The sequence below is a fragment of the Paenibacillus sp. N22P23 genome, from assembly GCF_059383735.1.
Genome location: NZ_JBXENT010000014.1, coordinates 12,255 through 31,359, shown reverse-complemented (window position 1 = coordinate 31,359; position 19,105 = coordinate 12,255). Strand labels below are relative to the sequence as shown.

Here is a 19,105-nt window from a genome sequence, read left to right as displayed (position 1 = left end):
TTTCGTTTTATTTCGCATGCAAAGCAACACAATTATCCGAACGTTTTCAAGGGATTCTTCAAGGTTTACAAATAATTTGACCTTCGACCATGTGACCAGCCCATGGGTGAATGCATATGATACCTATGACATTTGAGGTGGAAGAAGGAGAGGGCTATGGCGAAGAGCAGCAAAGGAAAAGGCCCCAAAGGGCGGAAGCCGTTATTTTATGTGGATAATCCGAACGCGTCGGAGTTGAAATGGCTCGAGGAATTGAAGAAGAAAAAGCCGACATCGGTGAAAACGGAAGAGAAAATGGTTCAAGTGAATGCAGCAGCACCTGTGCTGGAATCCCCAGAAGCGGATACGCTGCAGCAGGAGCCGGAACTGCAGCCAAAGCAAGAGGTTGAAGTTACCATTACCACCGCGCAGGAAGTTTCGGAAGCTGTGGAGCTTCAACTTCAAGTGCCACAGCAGGAGCTGATTGTGGCTGTCTCGGAAGAGCCGGTCGCACTGATTCCACATACACAGACGAAAGAAAAACTGCAAGCATTGTCAGAAGAGGTTGAGCGGCTGGCCCGCGAGACAGAAGAGGCAGAGAGGCTTGCCCGCGAAACGGAAGAAGAAGAGAGACTGTATATCGAGCAGATGGAAGAGCTGTTGAAGCAAGAGCTCATACGTAAAGAGGCGCTTGTGGCCGAGAAGCGTATGCCGGATTCCCCGCTTCCTTTCATACACACCGATGACATTGCTGACAATGCCGTGACAGCGGAGAAGTTGGCGTTCGGTGCTGTTGACTCTAACCGGATTAAGCAGAGTGCGGTCATTACGAACACGATTGCTGATTTCGCGGTGGAAAGTATCAAGATTGCCAACGGTGCCATCATCTCGTCCAAAATCGCCTCGGAGTCCATTACGAGCGACCATTTGACGAAGAATGCCATCTCAGGCACCAAAATTCGCGACCGCTCCGTAACAGGCGATAAGCTGCGTGACAACAGCATTACGTCGGAGAAGCTGGCTGACCGGACAATCAGCGCAGATAAGCTCGCGGAAGGGTCCATAGAAGCAAAGCATTTGAAGCCGCTCATTATTACATCGGAGCTGCTCGAAGATCAGACTATCACATCCAGCAAAATCAAAAGTGCGGCGATCCGCACCGAAAATATTGCAAACGAAGCGATCTCAACCTCCAAGCTTGCGGAAGGCTCCATTACCCGTTCGAAGCTGCGCGACGGCTCGATCACGGGTGAGAAAATCAGCATTGGCGCGATAGATTCCACCCATCTTCAGCCAGGCTTGCTGCTTGCGGAGCATGTTGCCCCAGGCGTTCTGCTAGGAAAACATTTGGCGCTTGGTGAAATTACTGCAGCGCATTTGGTCGAAGGCGCAGTTGGCACCAGAGAGCTTAAGAATGGTTCCGTCACGTCCGAATCCATTGCACAAGGAGCAGTCAGCTCCAAAGAGCTGCAAGATGGCGCGGTCAAGTCGCAGCATATCGCGTCTACCGAAATCGGCACGGAGCATGTGCAGGACTATTCGATTACATCACCCAAGATAGCAGATCTATCCATTTCAACAATTAAACTCGTCGATCATGCGGTAACAGCATCTAAGATCGCAGATCAAAGCATTACGGCAAGCAAGTTGACGGATGATGCGGTGCACGGCAAGCATCTAAGCAGACTCAGCATCAGCGGCGACAAAGTGTTATCCGACACCGTCGAAGAGCGGCATCTCACTGAAAACTCGGTCGGCTCCAAACAGTTGATTGATGACAGTATAGCTACAGCACATCTGACTAATGGTGCAGTAACGGATAAGAAGCTTGCGGCGCATTCGGTAAAGCAGGTTCACATTGCCGCTGCTGCCGTTGGTCAAGTGCAGCTGCAAGACGCATCGGTCAGCGAGCAGAAGCTCATTGATGGCAGCGTAAGCAGTCCTAAGCTGGCAGAGCTGTCTATTCTGACGAAGCATCTGGCGGATGAGTCCATTACGTTTGACAAAATCGCACCGGAAGCGGTTCGTGCCTTCCATCTCTCGCCGGGAACGGTTACGGAAGAAGCGATTTCACCGGAAGCGGTCTCCTCGCTGCATCTGCAGCCAGGTCTGATTGAAGCGTATCACATCAGCGAAGGTGCAATTGAAACAAACGCGCTTCAAGATGGTGCGGTGAAATCCATCAAGCTGGCAACCGGATCTGTTTCGGAGCGTCATTTGGCAGCGGGCTCGGTTCACTCCCATCACTTGGCGGACCATATCGTGAATTCCCTCAAGCTCTCACCGGAAAGCGTCTCAACCGATAAGCTGACGGATTGCGCGGTAACATCAAGCAAGCTGGCTGACAGCAGCGTCACGACGGCTAAGCTTGTGAACGGTTCGGTTACTGGTGAGCAGCTCGCCTTTGGCTCCGTTACACGCAAACATTTGGCTAAGGGTGCAATCGATGCGGAGCATCTGGCTAAAGGCATTATCACCGAACGTCATTTGTCGCCAGGGATAGTCGGCAGCGATGCACTCGGTCAAGGTTCGGTAACGGGCGATAAGCTTGCACTCGGAGCGGTAACCAGCGGCCATCTGGGCAGCGAGTCGGTCAGCAGCAAGCACTTGGCGGAGCAATCCGTATACGGTGCGCATCTGGCACCGGACAGCGTTCGCGACGTTCATCTGAGCAACGACTCCGTAACAGCAGCGAAGCTGAGTGAAGGCAGTGTAGCAGGCTATCATTTGCAAAATGAAGCAGTCAGCTCCCGCGCCATCGAGCCTTCTGCGATTCATGGCCAGCATGTGGCTGCATCGGCGATTGATTCCAACCATCTCGCGGAATCTTCAGTGGGCAGCACGCATCTGAAGATCGACAGCGTCCTGCAGCTTCATTTGTCAGAGGATTCGGTTGGCACGGATCAACTGTGCGACGAAGCGGTAACCAGCTCAAAGCTGTCATCCTTGTCGGTGCATGGCGATCACATTCAACTCGAGACCATCGCAGGCAAACACTTGAAGGCTGAGGCGATACAGGGATATCACATCCGCAAAGGGTCGATCTCCCAAGCGCATCTGGCATCGGAGTTTTACACGTTTGATAAAGCGCCGGATGGCATCATCCATGGCATTAAAATTAAACGAGGCACAATCAGCAGCGATACACTTAGCGACGGAGCCGTAAGCGGCACGAAGATCGCAAGCGGAGCGGTTGGAGCCGAGGCGATCGGCACAGCGGCAGTTGGCGAAGGGCACCTGCAGTCAGGCGCGGTAACGCTTAGTAAAATTGCGCCAAAATCAATCGCAAGTGTGCATCTGACGGCAGGCGCAGTAGGAAGTGAAGCGCTGAGCGAAGGTGCAGTCGTTAGCTCAAAGCTGGCAGCCGGTGCAGTAGGTTCGGAAGCGCTAAGCAAAGGATCGGTCGAAAGCTCGCATCTGGCGAGCGGCGCGGTTGGTACGGAAGCGCTAAACGACAGCGCGGTAACGAGCGAGAAGCTGGCGAAAGGCGCGGTAGGGCCGAAAGCACTGAGTGATGGCGCAGTAACAAGCGTTAAGCTCGCGTCTGGAGCGGTCAGCACAGGAGCACTTGGCAACAGCGTTGTGACGAGTGAGAAGCTGGCACTCGGAGCCGTAGGAGCGAAAGCGCTCGGCGATGGAGTAGTAACAAGCGCGAAGCTTTCGAGTGGAGCGGTTGGCACGGATGCACTCGGCGATAACGCGGTGACAAGTGCGAAGCTCTCTAGCGGTGCGGTTGGCACAGAAGTACTCGGCGATAGCTCGGTCACAAGCGCGAAGCTGGCGAATGGTGCAGTAGTGACGAAAGTGTTAGGCGACGGAGCAGTAACAGGCGCGAAGCTGGCGCATGGAGCCGTAGGCACGGAAACGCTTATTGACAGCTCGGTGACGAGTGAGAAGCTGGCGAACGGTGCGGTAGGTGCGCAAGCGCTGGGTGACGGAGCGGTGACAAGTGCGAAACTCGCGCACGGATCAGTCGGCACAGAAGCGCTGTGTGACAGTTCGGTGACAGGTGAGAAGCTGGCAAGCGGAGCGGTCGGCGCAGAAGCGCTTGGCGACAATGCAGTAACGAGCACGAAGCTGTCTAACGGCGCGGTCGGCACGGAAGCACTGAGCGATAACGCGGTAACAGGCGCGAAGCTGGCAAAAGGAGCCGTAGGCGCAGAAGCGCTCGGCAACAGCGCAGTAACAAGTGCGAAGCTGTCTAACGGGTCAGTCGGGACAGCAGCGCTCGGCGATAACGCGGTAACCAGTGCGAAGCTGGCGAACGAATCTGTCGGTACAGAAGCGCTTATCGATAGCTCCGTGACTAGCGAGAAGCTGGCGCTCGGATCAGTCGGTACGGAAGCGCTTGGCGATAGTGCTGTGACCAAAGTGAAGCTGGCAAGCGAATCTGTGAGCACGGAAGCGCTCATCGACAGCTCGGTGACCAGTGCGAAGCTGGCAGGCGGAGCAGTTGGAACGGAAGCGCTGAGCAATAGCTCGGTGACCCGTGCAAAGCTGGCAAGCGGAGCAGTCGGCACGGAAGCGCTGATCGATGGCTCTGTGACAAATGCGAAGCTGGCAAGCGGAGCAGTGGGCACAGAAGCACTCAGCGACAGTGCCGTAACAAGCGGGAAGCTGTCGAGCGGAGCCGTCGGTTCGGAAGCGCTGGGTAACCAAGCGGTAACAAGTGAGAAGCTGGCGCTCGGATCGGTCGGCACGGAAGCACTCAGCAACAGTGCGGTAACAAGCGAGAAACTGTCGAGCGGAGCCGTCGGTTCGGAAGCGCTTAGCGACCACGCCGTTACGAGTGAGAAGCTGTCAAGCGGAGCCGTCGGTTCGGAAGCGCTCAGCGACCACGCGGTAACAAGTGTGAAGCTGTCTAACGGCGCGGTCGGCACGGAAGCGCTCAGCGATAGCTCGGTAACAAGTGCAAAGCTAACAAGCGGATCAGTTGGCACCGAAGCGCTCATTGATGCAGCAGTGACAAGCGAGAAATTGGCAAGCGGAGCAGTTGTAACGGAAACGCTCGGCGACAATGCGGTAACAAGCGAGAAGCTGGCGCTTGGTTCGGTCGTTACAGAAGTGCTCAGCGACAGCTCAGTAACGAGCACGAAGCTTGCGCTAGGCGTAGTAGGTGAGAATCATCTGCAAACCGGGGCAGTGACATCGAGCATTATTGCGCATAAAGCAATTGGTTCTGCGCATTATGCAGCTGGTTCGGTTGGCAGCGAGGCACTCAGTGACGGAGCTGTCAGCGGCACGAAGCTGGCAAACGGCGCAGTCGGCGAGAACCAGCTGCAAGCCGGTTCGGTTACGCTGAGCAAGATCGCAGCGCGCTCTATTACCACCTCGCATCTCATCCCTGGCTCCATCGAAAATGTTGCTTTATGCAACGGTTCGGTGACCACGGAGAAGCTGGCAGTTGGCGCAGTAAACACAGAAGCGCTCGCTGACGGGGCAATTACGGCCGATAAGCTGGCACCGGGATTGTTTGCGCCGACGCAGCAAACATTGTCCGATGGCTGCATCGAGGATTGCCACATTGCTCTTGGCGCTGTAAACACGGCTAAGCTGGCAGATGGTTCTGTGCAATCCAGCAAACTTGCGGAAGCATCGGTAACAACCGAGAAACTTGCAGATGGTTCTGTGCAATCCAGCAAACTTGCGGAAGCATCGGTAACAACCGAGAAACTTGCGGATGGTTCTGTGCAATCCAACAAACTTGCGGAAGCATCGGTAACTACCGAGAAACTTGCGGACGGTTCCGTTCAGTCCAGCAAGCTAGAGGATGGCTCTGTCACAGGGGTCAAAATCGCCCTCGGCAGCATTACAGCCGCTCACTTCGCTGAGGATGCATTTCCACCACAGGAATCCGTGGTTGCAGCGGTGGAAGGCACTCAGCTGCAAGATGGCAGCATAAGCAGCGATAAGCTGGACTTCACGCCGGTTACGACGGTCAAACGGCAATCAGCAGTCATCCAGCAGTTCGGGCTTGCGCCGTATAACTTCCAAGGCCAAGGCGAGCAGCTCGACATTACCATCGGTTTCGATCAGCCTTTCAGCAACAATTCGTATGTGTTTGTTGCGACGACCGATCAGCCCTCCTGCTATGCTGTCATCAAGACAAAAACAGCCGCAGCGGTGCAACTGACGATCGTGCGTACACGAATCAGCCCAGAGCCAATCGGTCTGGTGAACTGGATCGGAATCGGCCAATAAACAAGTAGAACGGATAGTCGGAGCTTCCCTTAGGGGAGCTCCGGCTATTTTGCATTAAAGTATATTCCAGTTGACAGCGCTCTCTTTTCTCGCGTACGATGTACCTATCAGATAGGTAGCTAGGTGAAAGGGCGAACAACGAGCGATGAAGAAAATACAAAAAATACTAGTACATGAACAAGTATCGCAAGAAATTCAGAACTTCATAGAAGAAAAGGAACTCTCTGAAGGCGACAAGCTACCCTCTGTAGAAGAAATGACGCAAATGTTCGGTGTCGGTCGCTCCTCGCTGCGCGAAGCGCTTCGCTATTTGGAAGCGATGGATTTTATTCAGGTTCACAATGGCAAAGGCATTTTTGTGAAAGACGTCAACACGTACCGTTTTACCGGAAAAGTGAAGATTGAACGGGAGAAGAATTTCCTTCTTTCCATTCTTGAAGTGCGTAGAGCGCTGGAAGGACAGTCTGTTGCGCTGGCATCCAAACGGATCACTAGCAAGCAAATTGCCGAAGTAGAAGAGTGCTTGGAAGAATACCGCATTTTGAAAGAGGGCAATAAAGACACTTCGCAGGTCGATTTAGCCTTTCATCGTCATATTATTAAAGCTGCCAAAAATCCAGTGCTAGAGACCGTGCTAGATTCGATTTCCGGCTTATATGAGAAGTTTTTCAACGATCCGCTAGGAGACAAACAGCTCTTTGATGAGACGTATCCCTATCATATTACAATGTTCAGAGGCATTGCAGCGCATGATACGAAGACAGCAATGGAAGAGTTCGGTAAGTTGATGGACTGCATTGAGGAGAAAATAAAAAGCGCCAAGTAAGCGCAATTTTTTCCTTGACAACGATTAAGCGCTTTCACTATAATCAACCTATCAGACAGGATGACAGTATGCCTGTGTGATACATGATATTAAATAGGGGGATGACATCAATGACAAGTCGCAACAAGCTTCTAACTACACTGCTTTGTGGTGTTGTATCAGTTGGCCTTTTGGCAGGATGCGGTAACAATTCGAATGACGGCACGGCTAGTAACTCAAACTCAAGTGCAAACACAGGTGACGAGAAGGTAAAGCTACGCATGATCGAAAGTTTAACAAGTCCGAACAGAACGAAACTGATTCAAGCTTCGATTGACAAGTTTGAAGCTGCGAATCCGAACATTGAAGTCGAATTCATTTCCCCGCCATTCGACCAAGCAGACAACAAGATCAGAACGATGCTGGGTGCTAAAGAAGATATCGACATCCTTGAGGTTCGTGACCTTAACGTTGCTGAAATGGTGAACAACGGCTTTGTTGAGCCGCTAAACACATACACAGATAAATGGGCCGATTTCGGGACCTTGACAGCGGTATCCAAATCCGTTGGTTCCGTTGGCGATAAATTGTACTTCATACCTAACGGTCTGTACGAAAGACAATTGTTCTATCGTGCCGATTGGTTCAAAGAAATGGGCTTAACTCCGCCGAAAACGTGGGATGAGCTCTACGAAACAGGCAAGAAGCTGACAGATCCAGCGAAGAACCGTTTCGGTTTCTCGTTCCGCGGTGGTTCAGGTTCGACAGGTACAACGGATGCTATGATTCAAGCTTTTAACGGTGCGAAAGTAAATGTTGAAGACTCCATGTTTACAACGGACGGCGCAACGATCTACTCGACGCCTGAAGCGAAAGCAGCTATGGAACTTTACGTGAAGCTTTACAAGGAAATATCGCCACCGGATTCCGTTAACTGGGGCTTCCAAGAACAAGTACAAGCGTTTACTTCCGGCGTAACAGGCATGCTGCTTCAAGATCCGGACGTTATTCAATCGCTTGCTGAGAAAATGGAAGAAGGCACATGGGCAACAGCACCACTGCAAACGGGCCCAACAGGCAAAGCATTGTTCGCAGCAGGTGGAGCAGGCTGGGGTATCGCAGCTAATTCCGAGCATAAAGAAGCAGCTTGGAAGCTGATCGAATTCTTGTCGAGCCCGGCTGAGAACACGCAATTCTCGAAAGACTTTGGACTTATTCCGGTTCATTCCAGCGCTTCTGAAGATGAGTTCTTCAAAACAGGTCCTTACAAAACATTGCTCGACATGTCCAACCAACCAGATACTTTCGTAAACTTCAAACCAGCATTCCAGTACGCAGGTAATGCACAATGGGGACAAGTTGCAATGGAAACTACGCAAGCGCTTCTGCTTGGTCAGGCGAATCTAGATGATACGCTGAAGAAGTGGGATAAGTACTGGGTAGACGAAAAGGCAAAACTGACAAAATAATGATTATCAGGAGGGCGGCGGCAAGCCGCCCTTACTAAATTCAAAGAGCAAGGCGGTGTCTTATGAAAAATCAACGCATGTTTATCCTATCGGGGCTGCTTCCCGCTTTGTGTCTCGTGTTAGTGTTTACGTATTATCCGTTTATTAAAGGAATCTTGATGGCTTTCCAGGATTATAAGCTGTTTGATTTGCGTAATGTGCATTTTGTCGGTCTGTCGAACTTTAAAGCGGCTTTCAAAGATCCTAAATTTCTGATGGCCATGAAGAACAGCGCCTACTGGGTGTTCTGTTCCCTGATTTTGCAATTTACATTTGGACTCCTTCTAGCTTTGGCGATGAAGAAGCAATTCAGAGGTAGAGGAATTTATCAAGGCTTCGCCTTCTACTCATGGGCATTATCCGGCTTTCTGATCGGGTTGATTTGGAAATGGATGTTCAATTCTCAAATCGGTGTTATCAACGATTTGCTCCTTAAGTTAGGCCTTATTCATGAACGCATTGGTTTTCTATCCGATCCAAAATGGGCGATGGTTTCCGTTATTGTCGCCAACGTATGGTACGGAGTAGCCTTCTTCGCAATCATGCTGCTAGCTGCCCTGCAATCCGTTCCAGGCGAGCTCTACGAGGCTGCAGACATGGACGGCGCGACCGGTATGCGGAAGTTCCTGAACGTAACATTGCCATACATTATGCCGACTATTATCGCGACAACGCTTCTGCGTGCGATTTGGATATTCAATGATCCGACGATCATTTACGGCTTGACTAACGGTGGTCCTGCCGGAACTACTCACATTCTGTCCTCGCTTATGCTGGACAAAATCCTGTATGGCGGAGACTACGGTGCCGCATCGGCAATCGGTATTATTATGATTATCATTCTCCTGCTTTACACAATTTTCTTCCTGGCAGTCACAAAGGCTGAGAAAGTAGGTGATTTCTAATGAAGCAACGCCTTCTGAGCCTGTTTCGAATTGGTTATTTATCTCTGTACTTAATCGCTATGGTTTTCCCGCTTTATTGGATCGTCATTACGTCACTGAAACCGCAGAAGGATATTTTCTCTTATCCGATTAAATATTGGCCGACTACAATTACGCTTGATAACTTCATTAATATTTTTAAAATATCCAAGTTTCACATCTACATCGGCAACAGCTTTCTGATCGCGATCTCGGCTGCAATGGTTGTATTGGTTATTGCGGTCTTGAGTGCATATGTACTTGCTCGTTTTACCTTCAGAGGTCATCGTCAAATCATGCTAGCGTTCTTCATTACACAAATGCTGCCCGGATTTATCGCGCTTGCGCCGCTATATCTCATGATGAGCCAAATGAACCTGCTCAACCACCGGATTGCGCTTGTCTTGATGTATACGGTCGGGCTAATCCCGTTCTCGACCATTATGCTGCGCGGCTTCTTCCAACGTATTCCCGGAAGTCTTGAAGAAGCGGCTATGATTGATGGCTGCTCGCGTTGGTCGGCATTGATACGGATTATTATTCCCGTTATGCTGCCAGGTATTGCATCTACATTTATTTTCGCCTTTGTACAGAATTGGAACGAGTTGTTCCTGGCCGCTTTGTTTATCGATAACGATTCACTCAAGACGATTCCGGTAGCCATGAACTCATTTATACTTAAATTTGACGTCGATTGGGGCTCAATGTCAGCAGGAGTAGTATTGTCAATCATTCCAACGATTTTGATTTTCGCCTTTGCACAGCGATTCATCGTTGAAGGATTGACACAAGGAGCAGAAAAAGGATGAGTAAAACTGAGCACGATGTAGTTACTGAGAGGGAAAAACAATTTACACAAGTTTCTTACGATGAGCTCGATTCGAGGCACCATGGCGCGATCCATATGCCGATTTATCAGAACAGCTTGTTTGCTTTCCAAACGTACGAAGAATTCGATACGGCCTTTCAAGCGCTGCTCGACAATCATATTTACTCGCGTGGCAACAATCCGACGGTAACCTATCTTGAGCAAAAGCTTGCGGAACTCGAAGGCGCGGATAAAGCCAAATGTTTCGCATCCGGCATGGCTGCCATTTCATCGGCAATCTTGTCATCGGTGCAGCAAGGTGATCACGTCATTTGTGTGGATCAAGCTTACGGCCCGACTAGAGAGTTCCTAGGCAGTTACATGGTGAAATTCGGCGTGGAAACGACGTTTGTGGATGGGACCTCCATTGACAGCTTCAGAGCAGCGGTTCGTCCGAATACGAAACTACTCTATCTGGAAAGCCCAACTTCAGGACTGTTCGAGCTGCAAAACCTGAGGGAATGCGCTGCTTACGCTAAGCTTATTGGTGCACGGACAATCATTGATAATACGTGGGCAACGCCTTGCTTCCAGAGTCCGCTAGATCTCGGAGTCGATCTGGTTGTCCATTCCATCACGAAATATATTAGCGGTCATAGTGACTGCGTCGGCGGCGTCATACTCGGCTCGCATGAGCTGATTGATCAAGTCGGATATGCAGAATACATGCTGCTTGGCGGCCTCATGACGCCGCAGACGGCAGCGCTCGTTTCCAAGGGGATGCGCACACTTCCGCTGCGTATGAAAAGGCACGAAGAGAGCGGATTGCTGCTGGCGGAGTTTATGAGCCGCAAAACGTATGTCAGCCGCGTCAATCATCCAGGCTTGTCTTCGCATCCGCAATATGAGCTGGGCAAAAGCCAGATGAAGGGCTACAGCAGCTTATTCTCCTTCGTGACGGACGAGCCGCTTGCGAAGATGAGAGCTTGGGCTACGAAGCTGCAATACTTCAAGATCGCGGTCAGCTGGGGTGGTTTCGAAAGCCTCGTAACCGTTAATTCGCTTCCGCCGGGAAGTGACGGACAGTCATCTACGCTAGTTAGGCTGTACGTGGGGATGGAAGATCCGAAGGATCTGATGGCGGATATTGATCTCGCTTGGAACTCCCTATAGGCGTTGGCAACGCTGCAAATAAGGGCTGAGAATCGGAGTTTCCGATGCTCAGCCCTTTTTCGCCGCTTTGACACCACAACCACCAACCGCACCAGCCCATGTTCCTCGCCAACCACTAACTAACCATCCGGCTCACGCACCTCGCCAACCGCCAACCGCCAACCAACCATCACGACTCACGCGCCTCGCCAACCGCTAACGAACTAACCCGGCCCTCGAGTCTCGCCAACCAAACGCTAACGAATCGTAGAGGTCTTATTTGAACCCAATAACGGGTTAAAAAAATCTAACGAATCCTACAGACCCTATTTCGTGTAAAACTGCCATTTCCGGATCGTTTTATCCTAAATAAGGCTCCTACGATTCGTTAGATTTGAAAAGCGGCTGTTTTCGCATAAATAAGACCTCCACGATTCGTTAGAACAAAATGGAAACAGTAAAGCTGTCTCGGACCTGAAGTCCGGTTCGCCATGAGCAGATGGTTCGCCATGAGCAGGCGGATGAACGTCTGTCTATCGGATGATTCACAGCAAAAAGGGCTATCCCGTCATCAATCGATGACTGTTGGATAGTCCCTTTTGTTGTGCGGCTACCCAGCGCCAGATTACTGCTAGTCGAATGTGAACCGGTAATCGTACTTTTTGCCGGAGCGGCTGATGATCTTGTACCCGGATGAAGTACGGGCGATGGTGTAGTAAATGGGCACATTGCCGTCCGGGTCGCCGGATAACACGGCGCGGACGCGGATTCTGGTGTTCGTAATGCTCAGAATGCGCACGGATTCGACGAAGTCTGGGATCGGACCGGGATCGCCCAAAATGACATAAACCCTCCCGTTGTACACGATGGACTTTAAGCTGCGCAGCTGAACGCGGCTGAAGGCTATCCCCCAATACTTGCGAAAATAGGCGTAAATTTTGGCCCTGGTGCTGTAGCGCAGGGGCAGTTGGATATATTCTGTGCCGCCAACTTTAATCTCTTTTCTATCAAAGCTGGAACCGTACACGTCAAACCATGCCGCTTCGGCCTTGTTTAGGAAGACGCGGAGTGCTTGTCGAAGCTGTAAGCTTTCTACCATTGGCATCACCTCCTCTATGTGAACAGCATATGTAATTAGGTAGATTCAGTGACGCGAAATACGCTTAAAATCAGCGCGGCTCCTGCCTTAACGTACAACAGCCGTTCCTCTTGCACTCTATCGTCCATAAACTAACTGGTAAAAAGACGGATATGGAGGTGAACGAGTTCATGAAGCCTAGCAGCGGAAGAGTCGTCCAGCAGATTCGGAAGCAGCCGCTCCTAAATGATAGAGTCTATGCCGGGTTATCGAAGGCAGCCGGGGGCAGCGCGACTCGCACAGTGTGGAGCGAGACCTCCGCCCCACCTCCAATTGCAGCAACATCTCCCTCCAGACAACCCGCGGCTTCCCGGACAAGAAAAGCAGCCATCAAAGCAAGACCTGTTCCGCGAGCGAGCAAGAAGGCAAGTGTGAGGAAAGCCGTACCGAATAAAACGGTGATCAAACCGCCGTCGATCGTTCAACATGCGTCCCAAGCGCCAGCTAAAGTAGCGTCGGCAAAGCCCAGAAAGACATCCTCCAAAGCCGCCCAGCCGAAGCAGCAACTGCGAGTTGAAGGCGTCAAGCAGCAGGCATTCCCGATAGCTGAGCCACAGCCACAGACACAGCCACTGCCAGTGTATGTGTCAGTGCCACAGCAGCAGTCGTATCCGCAGCCTATCCTGACGGTATCTGCGGCACCGGCGAACCCGGTCGTTTCGGTCATCATCCCGGTCATGAATGAACGTCGGACGATTGGCAAAGTGATTCAACAAGCGAAGAAAGTACATCCCAGCGTGGAAGTGATCGTCGTCATCAATGGATCGACTGACGGTTCGGCAGCCATCGCGAAGCGAAAAGGAGCCAGGGTCATCCCGTTCGCGGAGCCGCTTGGCCATGACGTCGGACGAAGTGTCGGGGCAGCTGCCGCCAGCGGACAGGTGCTGTTGTTTCTCGACGGCGATATGATCATCCCGGCTTCGGCACTGAAAGCCTTCGTTCAGTCGGTACTGCATGGCGGCGTGGATGTGGCGCTGAACGATTATTCCGGCCCAACGAACAAATCATCGGTTCACAGTGTCGTCCTCGCGAAACATGCGCTGAATTCGATCCTCAGGCGTCCTGATTTGAAAGGTACTTCGATGACCGCGATCCCCCATGCCATAAGCCGAGAGGCTTTGTCACGAATCGGTGCCGAAGCGCTCGCCATTCCGCCGCTGGCGCATGCCAAAGCGGTGCAGCAGGGACTAATGGTGCAAGCAGTAAAACGCATTAATGTGGGGAAGCTCAACTTGCCCCGCAAGCAGAGAGAACGGACGAATCCGCTTGAGCTGCTCATCGTAGGCGATCACTTGGAAGCGATTGATTGGCTGGCGAAGCAGACGGATGCACGCGGAGGTTATACGGATATGGAGCGAAAACGTTATTTGGCGAGGTGAACGTATGCAATCCAGGAAGTCAGGCCGCTCAGGCAAAAGAGCGACTACTACTACCCGCACGCATCGCTCGCGTGCGGCGCGAGCAGGCCAAGGGCGCACTGCCGGCAGCTATACCGGCAAGCTGAGAAATGCTTATCATGCCGGCTATACAGATGCTGCGCTCCTCCGCAAGAATGGGCACATCACGCCGGCCGGCACCACGGAAACGAAGCTGCGAATGAATCAGCACTGGACGATGCGCTGCACAGGCAGAAACCACACGGATGCGCTGCGCGTCAAGCTGCTCTCTGAAGGCAGAGCGTATGCCGACGGTTTCGCCTCTGCCCTGGATTTGCCGCGGGGCATGTGGCAGCCGGTAGCAATGGGTAAATCAGCAGCAGCTGTCGTACTCTCCGTCCCGGGCATGAATCCGTCCGCGATTAAGCAACTGCTCCGACTGCCGCTGCAGGAAATAATCGTCGTGCTGGAGGGTGGCAGCGAAGGCGATTTTGCTGAGCTTCGGGCGGTCCCGGAGATTACGATCATGCAAATCGGAGAGTCGCTCGGCGCAGATGTCGGGCGTGCGATCGGAGCGAGAATGACAAGGTCCGATATTGTCCTGTTTGCCGACGGACAATCGATAATCGCAGCAGAGCAGCTGGCACTTATGCTCTCGATTGCAGAGACCGGCGCAGATATCGTCATGGCGGATCAAACGCCGCTGCTGGGGATTTTCAAGAGCTGGGACGAAGCAGCACGGGTTAGAGCGTTCATGAATTGGTCGCTCGGCCGCTCTGAACTGCTGGCAAACTCGATTGAGCTGCTGCCCCATATCTGGTCTCGGCACGGAATGGAAACCGTCGGCGTACCGGCGCTGGCAGTCCCGCCAATGGCTCACATGGCTGCTATCCAGCACAAGCTCCTATTCCGAAGCTGTTCGCTGACTAAGGGGCGCAAGAACAAATCGGCCGCCATAAGCGGACCGGCCACGGTGGTCTCCAATGAGCTTTCCGTCGGCGACCACATTGAAGCACTTCAGTACGCCATGCAATCGAAAGGTCCAAGACTGGCATTTCCAGATCAGGTTCGGCGGCGCGCCGCTGCGGGAGGAACAGCAACATGAAAGGCATGACGAGCATTATTATTCCGAGCTACAACGGCCTATCGCTCCTTCAGGATGCCATCGAAGCCATACGCCGTTATACCGATTCGACAGAGACGCCCTATGAATTAATTGTCGTCGACAATGGCTCCGTTGACGGCACATGCAAATGGTGTATTCGCGAAGGGATTACCTGTCTGTCACTGGCCCGAAATACCGGGTTCCCCTTTGCCTGCAACCGTGGATTGCGCGCATCGCGCGGCGAATATCTGATGCTGCTCAACAACGATGTGACCGTCTCAGCCGGCTGGCTGCCTGCATTGATTAGGGCGCTGACAGCCCGCGCAGATATCGGCATGGTTGGTCCCGTAACGAATTACATCAGCGGCAGGCAGCAGGTGGAGTATCCCTTCAACTCGATGGATGAGTTCCACGGTCAAGCTGCGGAAACGCTCGTGAAGGAAGCGAAGCGCAGTGAGCCGATTATGCGGCTGGTCGGATTCTGCATGCTGTTCAAACGGTCGCTCTATGAACGGATCGGTGAGCTTGACGAGAGGTTCACACCAGGTCACTACGAGGACGACGATTATTGCTTCCGGGCTCGCATGCACGGGTACAATCTGCTCATGTGCAGGGATGTCTTCGTTCATCATCGCGGCAGCGCCAGCTTCAAACGCAGCAATCCGCAGGAGTTGCAGCAGCTCGTCGAGCGCAATCGGCAGCATTTTATCTCCAAGTGGAAGGTAGACCCTGCGAAGTTCATGTATTGAGCGCAAAGGAGGTTATTTATTTGAAAGCTGTTATCTTGGCCGGTGGTACGGGAACGCGCCTTTTGCCGCTGACGAAGCTCTTGAACAAACATTTGCTGCCGGTCGGGAAGCTCCCGATGATATGCTACAGCATTAATAGTCTGCAAGAAGCGGGAATTACAGATATTTTGCTTATTACAAGCCGTGCCTCTGCTGGCATGTTTACTTCTTTCCTCGGAAGCGGAGCAGAGTATGGGGTGTCACTTACTTACCGCATCCAAGAAGAAGCCGGCGGGATTGCGCAGGCATTGGAGCTCGCGAGGTCTTTCGTTGGCGAGGATGCCAAATTTATCGTACTGCTGGGTGACAATTTGTTCGAGGAATCGCTGGCACCTCATCTGGAAGCGTTCATGCAGCAGGCTGACGGTGCGATGGTGCTGCTTAAGCAGGTGCCTGATCCGCAGCGCTACGGGGTACCGGTCTTCGATGAGAGTGGACGAATCATTCACATCGATGAGAAGCCGCAGAAGCCCTTAACCGACAGCTGCGTAACCGGAATCTATATGTTTGACGGCGCAGTCTTTCCATTCATTGCGGCACAGACGCCATCGCTGCGAGGGGAACTGGAAATTACCGATGTGAATAATGTTTATGCCAAAATGGGGAAGCTCGCGCACCGGTATATTACCGGTTGGTGGACAGATGCCGGTACGTTTCAATCGCTTCTTGAGGCTTCGATAAAGTTTAGCGGGGATGATGGGCCATGAAGGTGACGACACGTAAGGTGGCGGGAGTCCACAGTAACGTGATGCTGACAAGCGGCAGCCAGCAGGGGCAGGTTGCAGGCAAACGGAGTGTGCCGGCACCTGCGCCGCAGCAACAGCCGGCTCACACTCCGGCTGCGGTTAAGACGTCGGGAGGCAGTGCGCCGCAGAAGAGCATGAAGAAGCGAGTGGCTGGAGCGACAACGGGAGGCGGAGGCATAGCTGCACATGCCGGACGGTCGACGAAATCAAGGCCGAGTGGATCCAAGAAAAGGACAAGAGGGCGGAAGTCGTCCTTGGTCAAGAAGCGGGGCCGTCGCCGGGGACAGCGTGATAGTACGGCGGTGCAGCCCGGTATGGAACATGGTCCATACCACGACAATGCATTTACGGCCGGCTATGAGCTTGGCAAGTACGAAGGCGGAGAGCTGCTGCTGGAGCAAGCACTGCCGATGAATTTGCTGCTCCCGGAGGTAAGGCTCCAAGACGTCATTGCTATCGGCGCTGAGCATTTGCGTTCGAGATGCCTGCCGCTAATGGACGTTCATGAGGTGTTTGCCGAGATGGAACAGGCCATTCATGAGCGCAGGCCTTGTGCGGTCGTCAGACTTGGTGACGGGGAGCTGCTGACGCTGGCGCAGGAAGTCGTCTACGACATCGATACGATTCAGCGAGAAGGCACCTTTCTTCCTTATGCCGGGGTGAATCCGCCTGATCTGCTGGCGCGGGATCAACTCGTGCACGCGATACGTAACGCGCATATCGTCGGTGTGCCGCTGGCGCGCAGGAAGCATTTTCACCCGCTGCTGCATCCTGTGTTTCGCGCCCATCATCTTGATCCCGCGGCACTTCGGATGACCAACTCGACGGTCAATTACGGGCTCGCACAAACCGGTCTGCTCGCTCACCTGCTCGCCGGCAAGCAGCTGCTTGTCATCGGCAATGCAGCTCCGGCACTGGCTCATATGCTCACGGAACGGGGATTTATCGTGTCGGGTCTCATCAGCCCGGTACGGGGAGTACGTGATGTGGAACGCGTTATCTATGAGATGAGAAATATTGAATTTGATTTGGCGCTCGTTTCCGCGGGTATTGCGGCCGTTATGATTTGCACCCGGATCGCGCACGAGCGGGGCAAGACAGCGCTTGATTTTGGCCATATGGCAGATGCTATTGTGAAGGGTCAGGTTGCGCTTACGCATTAAGGATAGGAGAGGGCAGAGCGGATGAGAAGGCAAGCGCATGCGCATCGCAAGCGGAAGAAGGCGGCGACGAGTATCCCTGCGGCCCGCAAGACGAAGCAATCCAGCCGGTTTCCAATCGGAATGGCAACCGGTTATCAGGAAGGCGTCCGCACGGGGTATTTTGGCTTCGGTACTTATTTTGAAGGCACCAGCATTATTATTCCAAGCTACAATAAAGTCGATTTCTTGAAGAAATGTATTGCCAGCATTGAGCAGTACACCGGCAGCGCCTATGAAATCATTATCGTCGACAATGCGTCTACGGACGGTACGGCGGCTTACTTACGCGGGCTCGGCAACCGAGTGCGGTTTCGTGTGCTGGAGACGAATCGCGGCTTCGCCGGCGCAATCAATATCGGCATGATGATGGCGAAGGGTTCCTATTTGATGCTGCTCAACAACGACACGATCGTGACGGAACGGTGGCTCGACAATATGTTGGCTTGCTTAAACAGTGATCCCGCAATCGGCATGGTTGGCCCTGTGACGAATTACATCAGCGGAGAGCAGCGCATTGAGGTGCCATACAAGACGGTGAAAGGCATTGCTCCATTCGCAAGATTATATAATATTTCAAACCCTGCGAGGTGGCAGCGAACGGACCGATTAACGGGCTTTTGCCTGCTGTTTCGCCGCGAGCTGTGGGATCGAACCGGGTACCTGGACGAAGGCTATCGGATTGGAAACTATGAGGATGATGATTACAATATCCGCGTTCGCTTACAAGGGTATGCGCTCGTCATTGCGCGCGATTCCTTCATTCATCATTTCGGCAGCGTAAGCATGAAGGCGCTCGGAGAAAAGATTGCTGAGGTCAACGACCATAATTTGCAGGTGTACGTAGAGAAGTGGGGCAACCCCCATGATCTTGTCCATCAAGTTCAAGGGATGAATATTTCGGTAGATAGAACGCAGGGGGAGACGACCTTCTTTCCGCAGCATGTCGTCGTTCGCGGCGTATCAGGGGCGCTCTACTGGGTGGAAGGCGGGATGCGTCGTCCAATTGTGGGCCAAGTTGCCCTGCCCATTGTTCGGCTCTCGCAAGTGGATTTGCGGCGCTGGCCGATTGGGGAGAGTATTGCAGCCGAAGCTGTAGAAGCAGGCTGGCTCGGAAGAAGCATCGATGGCACGCCAACGATGCAAGGCGTTACTGCCGCAGGAGCGGACGGCAGCTTCTATCTGGTCGAGAATGGCGTTCGGCGCAGAGTGGCCAGCGCGAAAACAGTGGAGGCATGGTGCTTGCAGTGGAAGCCGGCAGGATTGGTGACGGAGGAGCAGCTCGGCATGCTGCCGGAAGGACTGCCGATTATTGCTCCCGTTCAGGTTGCCGACCAGTTGTAGTTCCTTGGCGGTCTTGGCTGTGCCAAGCGGAGA

The 19,105-nt window shown here is 52.8% G+C and carries 13 protein-coding genes; 12 read left to right on the top strand and 1 reads right to left on the bottom strand.

Annotation, left to right across the window (positions count from 1 at the left end; all coding sequences use genetic code 11):
- Positions 1–156: 156 nt before the first annotated feature.
- From AC506A_RS29065 to AC506A_RS29040, 6 genes are all read left to right on the top strand, one after another.
- The gene (locus AC506A_RS29065) at positions 157–6,180 is read left to right on the top strand and encodes a WIAG-tail domain (protein WP_495464509.1); all 6,024 of its coding nucleotides are present in this window, start codon (positions 157–159) and stop codon (positions 6,178–6,180) included.
- Between the two features lie 145 nt (positions 6,181–6,325).
- The gene (locus AC506A_RS29060) at positions 6,326–7,006 is read left to right on the top strand and encodes a FadR/GntR family transcriptional regulator (RefSeq protein ID WP_495464508.1); all 681 of its coding nucleotides are present in this window, start codon (positions 6,326–6,328) and stop codon (positions 7,004–7,006) included.
- A 110-nt stretch (positions 7,007–7,116) separates the two neighbouring features.
- Positions 7,117–8,454, top strand: a complete 1,338-nt coding sequence (locus AC506A_RS29055) for an ABC transporter substrate-binding protein (RefSeq protein WP_495464507.1) — start codon at positions 7,117–7,119, stop codon at positions 8,452–8,454.
- Between the two features lie 62 nt (positions 8,455–8,516).
- A complete protein-coding gene (locus tag AC506A_RS29050) occupies positions 8,517–9,398 on the top strand; it encodes a carbohydrate ABC transporter permease (protein ID WP_495464506.1) in 882 nt (293 codons plus the stop codon).
- Positions 9,398–10,225 carry a carbohydrate ABC transporter permease gene (locus AC506A_RS29045; protein ID WP_495464505.1) on the top strand — a complete coding sequence of 276 codons (828 nt, stop codon included), beginning with the start codon at positions 9,398–9,400 and terminating at the stop codon, positions 10,223–10,225. Before AC506A_RS29050 ends, AC506A_RS29045 begins: the two co-directional genes overlap by 1 nt.
- Positions 10,222–11,397, top strand: a complete 1,176-nt coding sequence (locus AC506A_RS29040; RefSeq protein ID WP_495464504.1) for a trans-sulfuration enzyme family protein — start codon at positions 10,222–10,224, stop codon at positions 11,395–11,397. The genes AC506A_RS29045 and AC506A_RS29040 overlap by 4 nt, the downstream gene beginning before the upstream one ends.
- 610 nt (positions 11,398–12,007) lie before the next feature.
- Here the strand turns inward: AC506A_RS29040 and AC506A_RS29035 are convergent.
- Positions 12,008–12,475, bottom strand: a complete 468-nt coding sequence (locus tag AC506A_RS29035) for a DL-endopeptidase inhibitor IseA family protein (protein WP_495464503.1) — start codon at positions 12,473–12,475, stop codon at positions 12,008–12,010.
- A 170-nt stretch (positions 12,476–12,645) separates the two neighbouring features.
- Here AC506A_RS29035 and AC506A_RS29030 point away from each other — a divergent pair, with 170 nt between their 5' ends.
- Genes AC506A_RS29030 through AC506A_RS29005 form a run of 6 tightly spaced genes read left to right on the top strand, consistent with a single transcriptional unit; the run spans position 12,646 to position 19,072 of the window.
- Positions 12,646–13,893 (top strand): glycosyltransferase family 2 protein, encoded by a 1,248-nt coding sequence (locus AC506A_RS29030; RefSeq protein ID WP_495464502.1) that lies wholly within the window; start codon positions 12,646–12,648, stop codon positions 13,891–13,893.
- A 4-nt stretch (positions 13,894–13,897) separates the two neighbouring features.
- Positions 13,898–14,995, top strand: coding sequence for a hypothetical protein (locus AC506A_RS29025; RefSeq protein ID WP_495464501.1), 1,098 nt, complete (start codon positions 13,898–13,900; stop codon positions 14,993–14,995).
- Positions 14,992–15,744 (top strand): glycosyltransferase family 2 protein, encoded by a 753-nt coding sequence (locus tag AC506A_RS29020; protein WP_495464500.1) that lies wholly within the window; start codon positions 14,992–14,994, stop codon positions 15,742–15,744. Before AC506A_RS29025 ends, AC506A_RS29020 begins: the two co-directional genes overlap by 4 nt.
- A gap of 20 nt (positions 15,745–15,764) precedes the next feature.
- Complete coding sequence (locus tag AC506A_RS29015; protein ID WP_495464499.1) at positions 15,765–16,490, top strand: sugar phosphate nucleotidyltransferase; 726 nt, start codon at positions 15,765–15,767, stop codon at positions 16,488–16,490.
- Positions 16,487–17,692 carry a GT-D fold domain-containing protein gene (locus AC506A_RS29010; protein WP_495464498.1) on the top strand — a complete coding sequence of 402 codons (1,206 nt, stop codon included), beginning with the start codon at positions 16,487–16,489 and terminating at the stop codon, positions 17,690–17,692. The genes AC506A_RS29015 and AC506A_RS29010 overlap by 4 nt, the downstream gene beginning before the upstream one ends.
- A 21-nt stretch (positions 17,693–17,713) precedes the next feature.
- On the top strand, positions 17,714–19,072 hold the full coding sequence (locus tag AC506A_RS29005; RefSeq protein ID WP_495464497.1) for a glycosyltransferase family 2 protein: 1,359 nt from the start codon (positions 17,714–17,716) through the stop codon (positions 19,070–19,072).
- Positions 19,073–19,105: the final 33 nt, after the last annotated feature.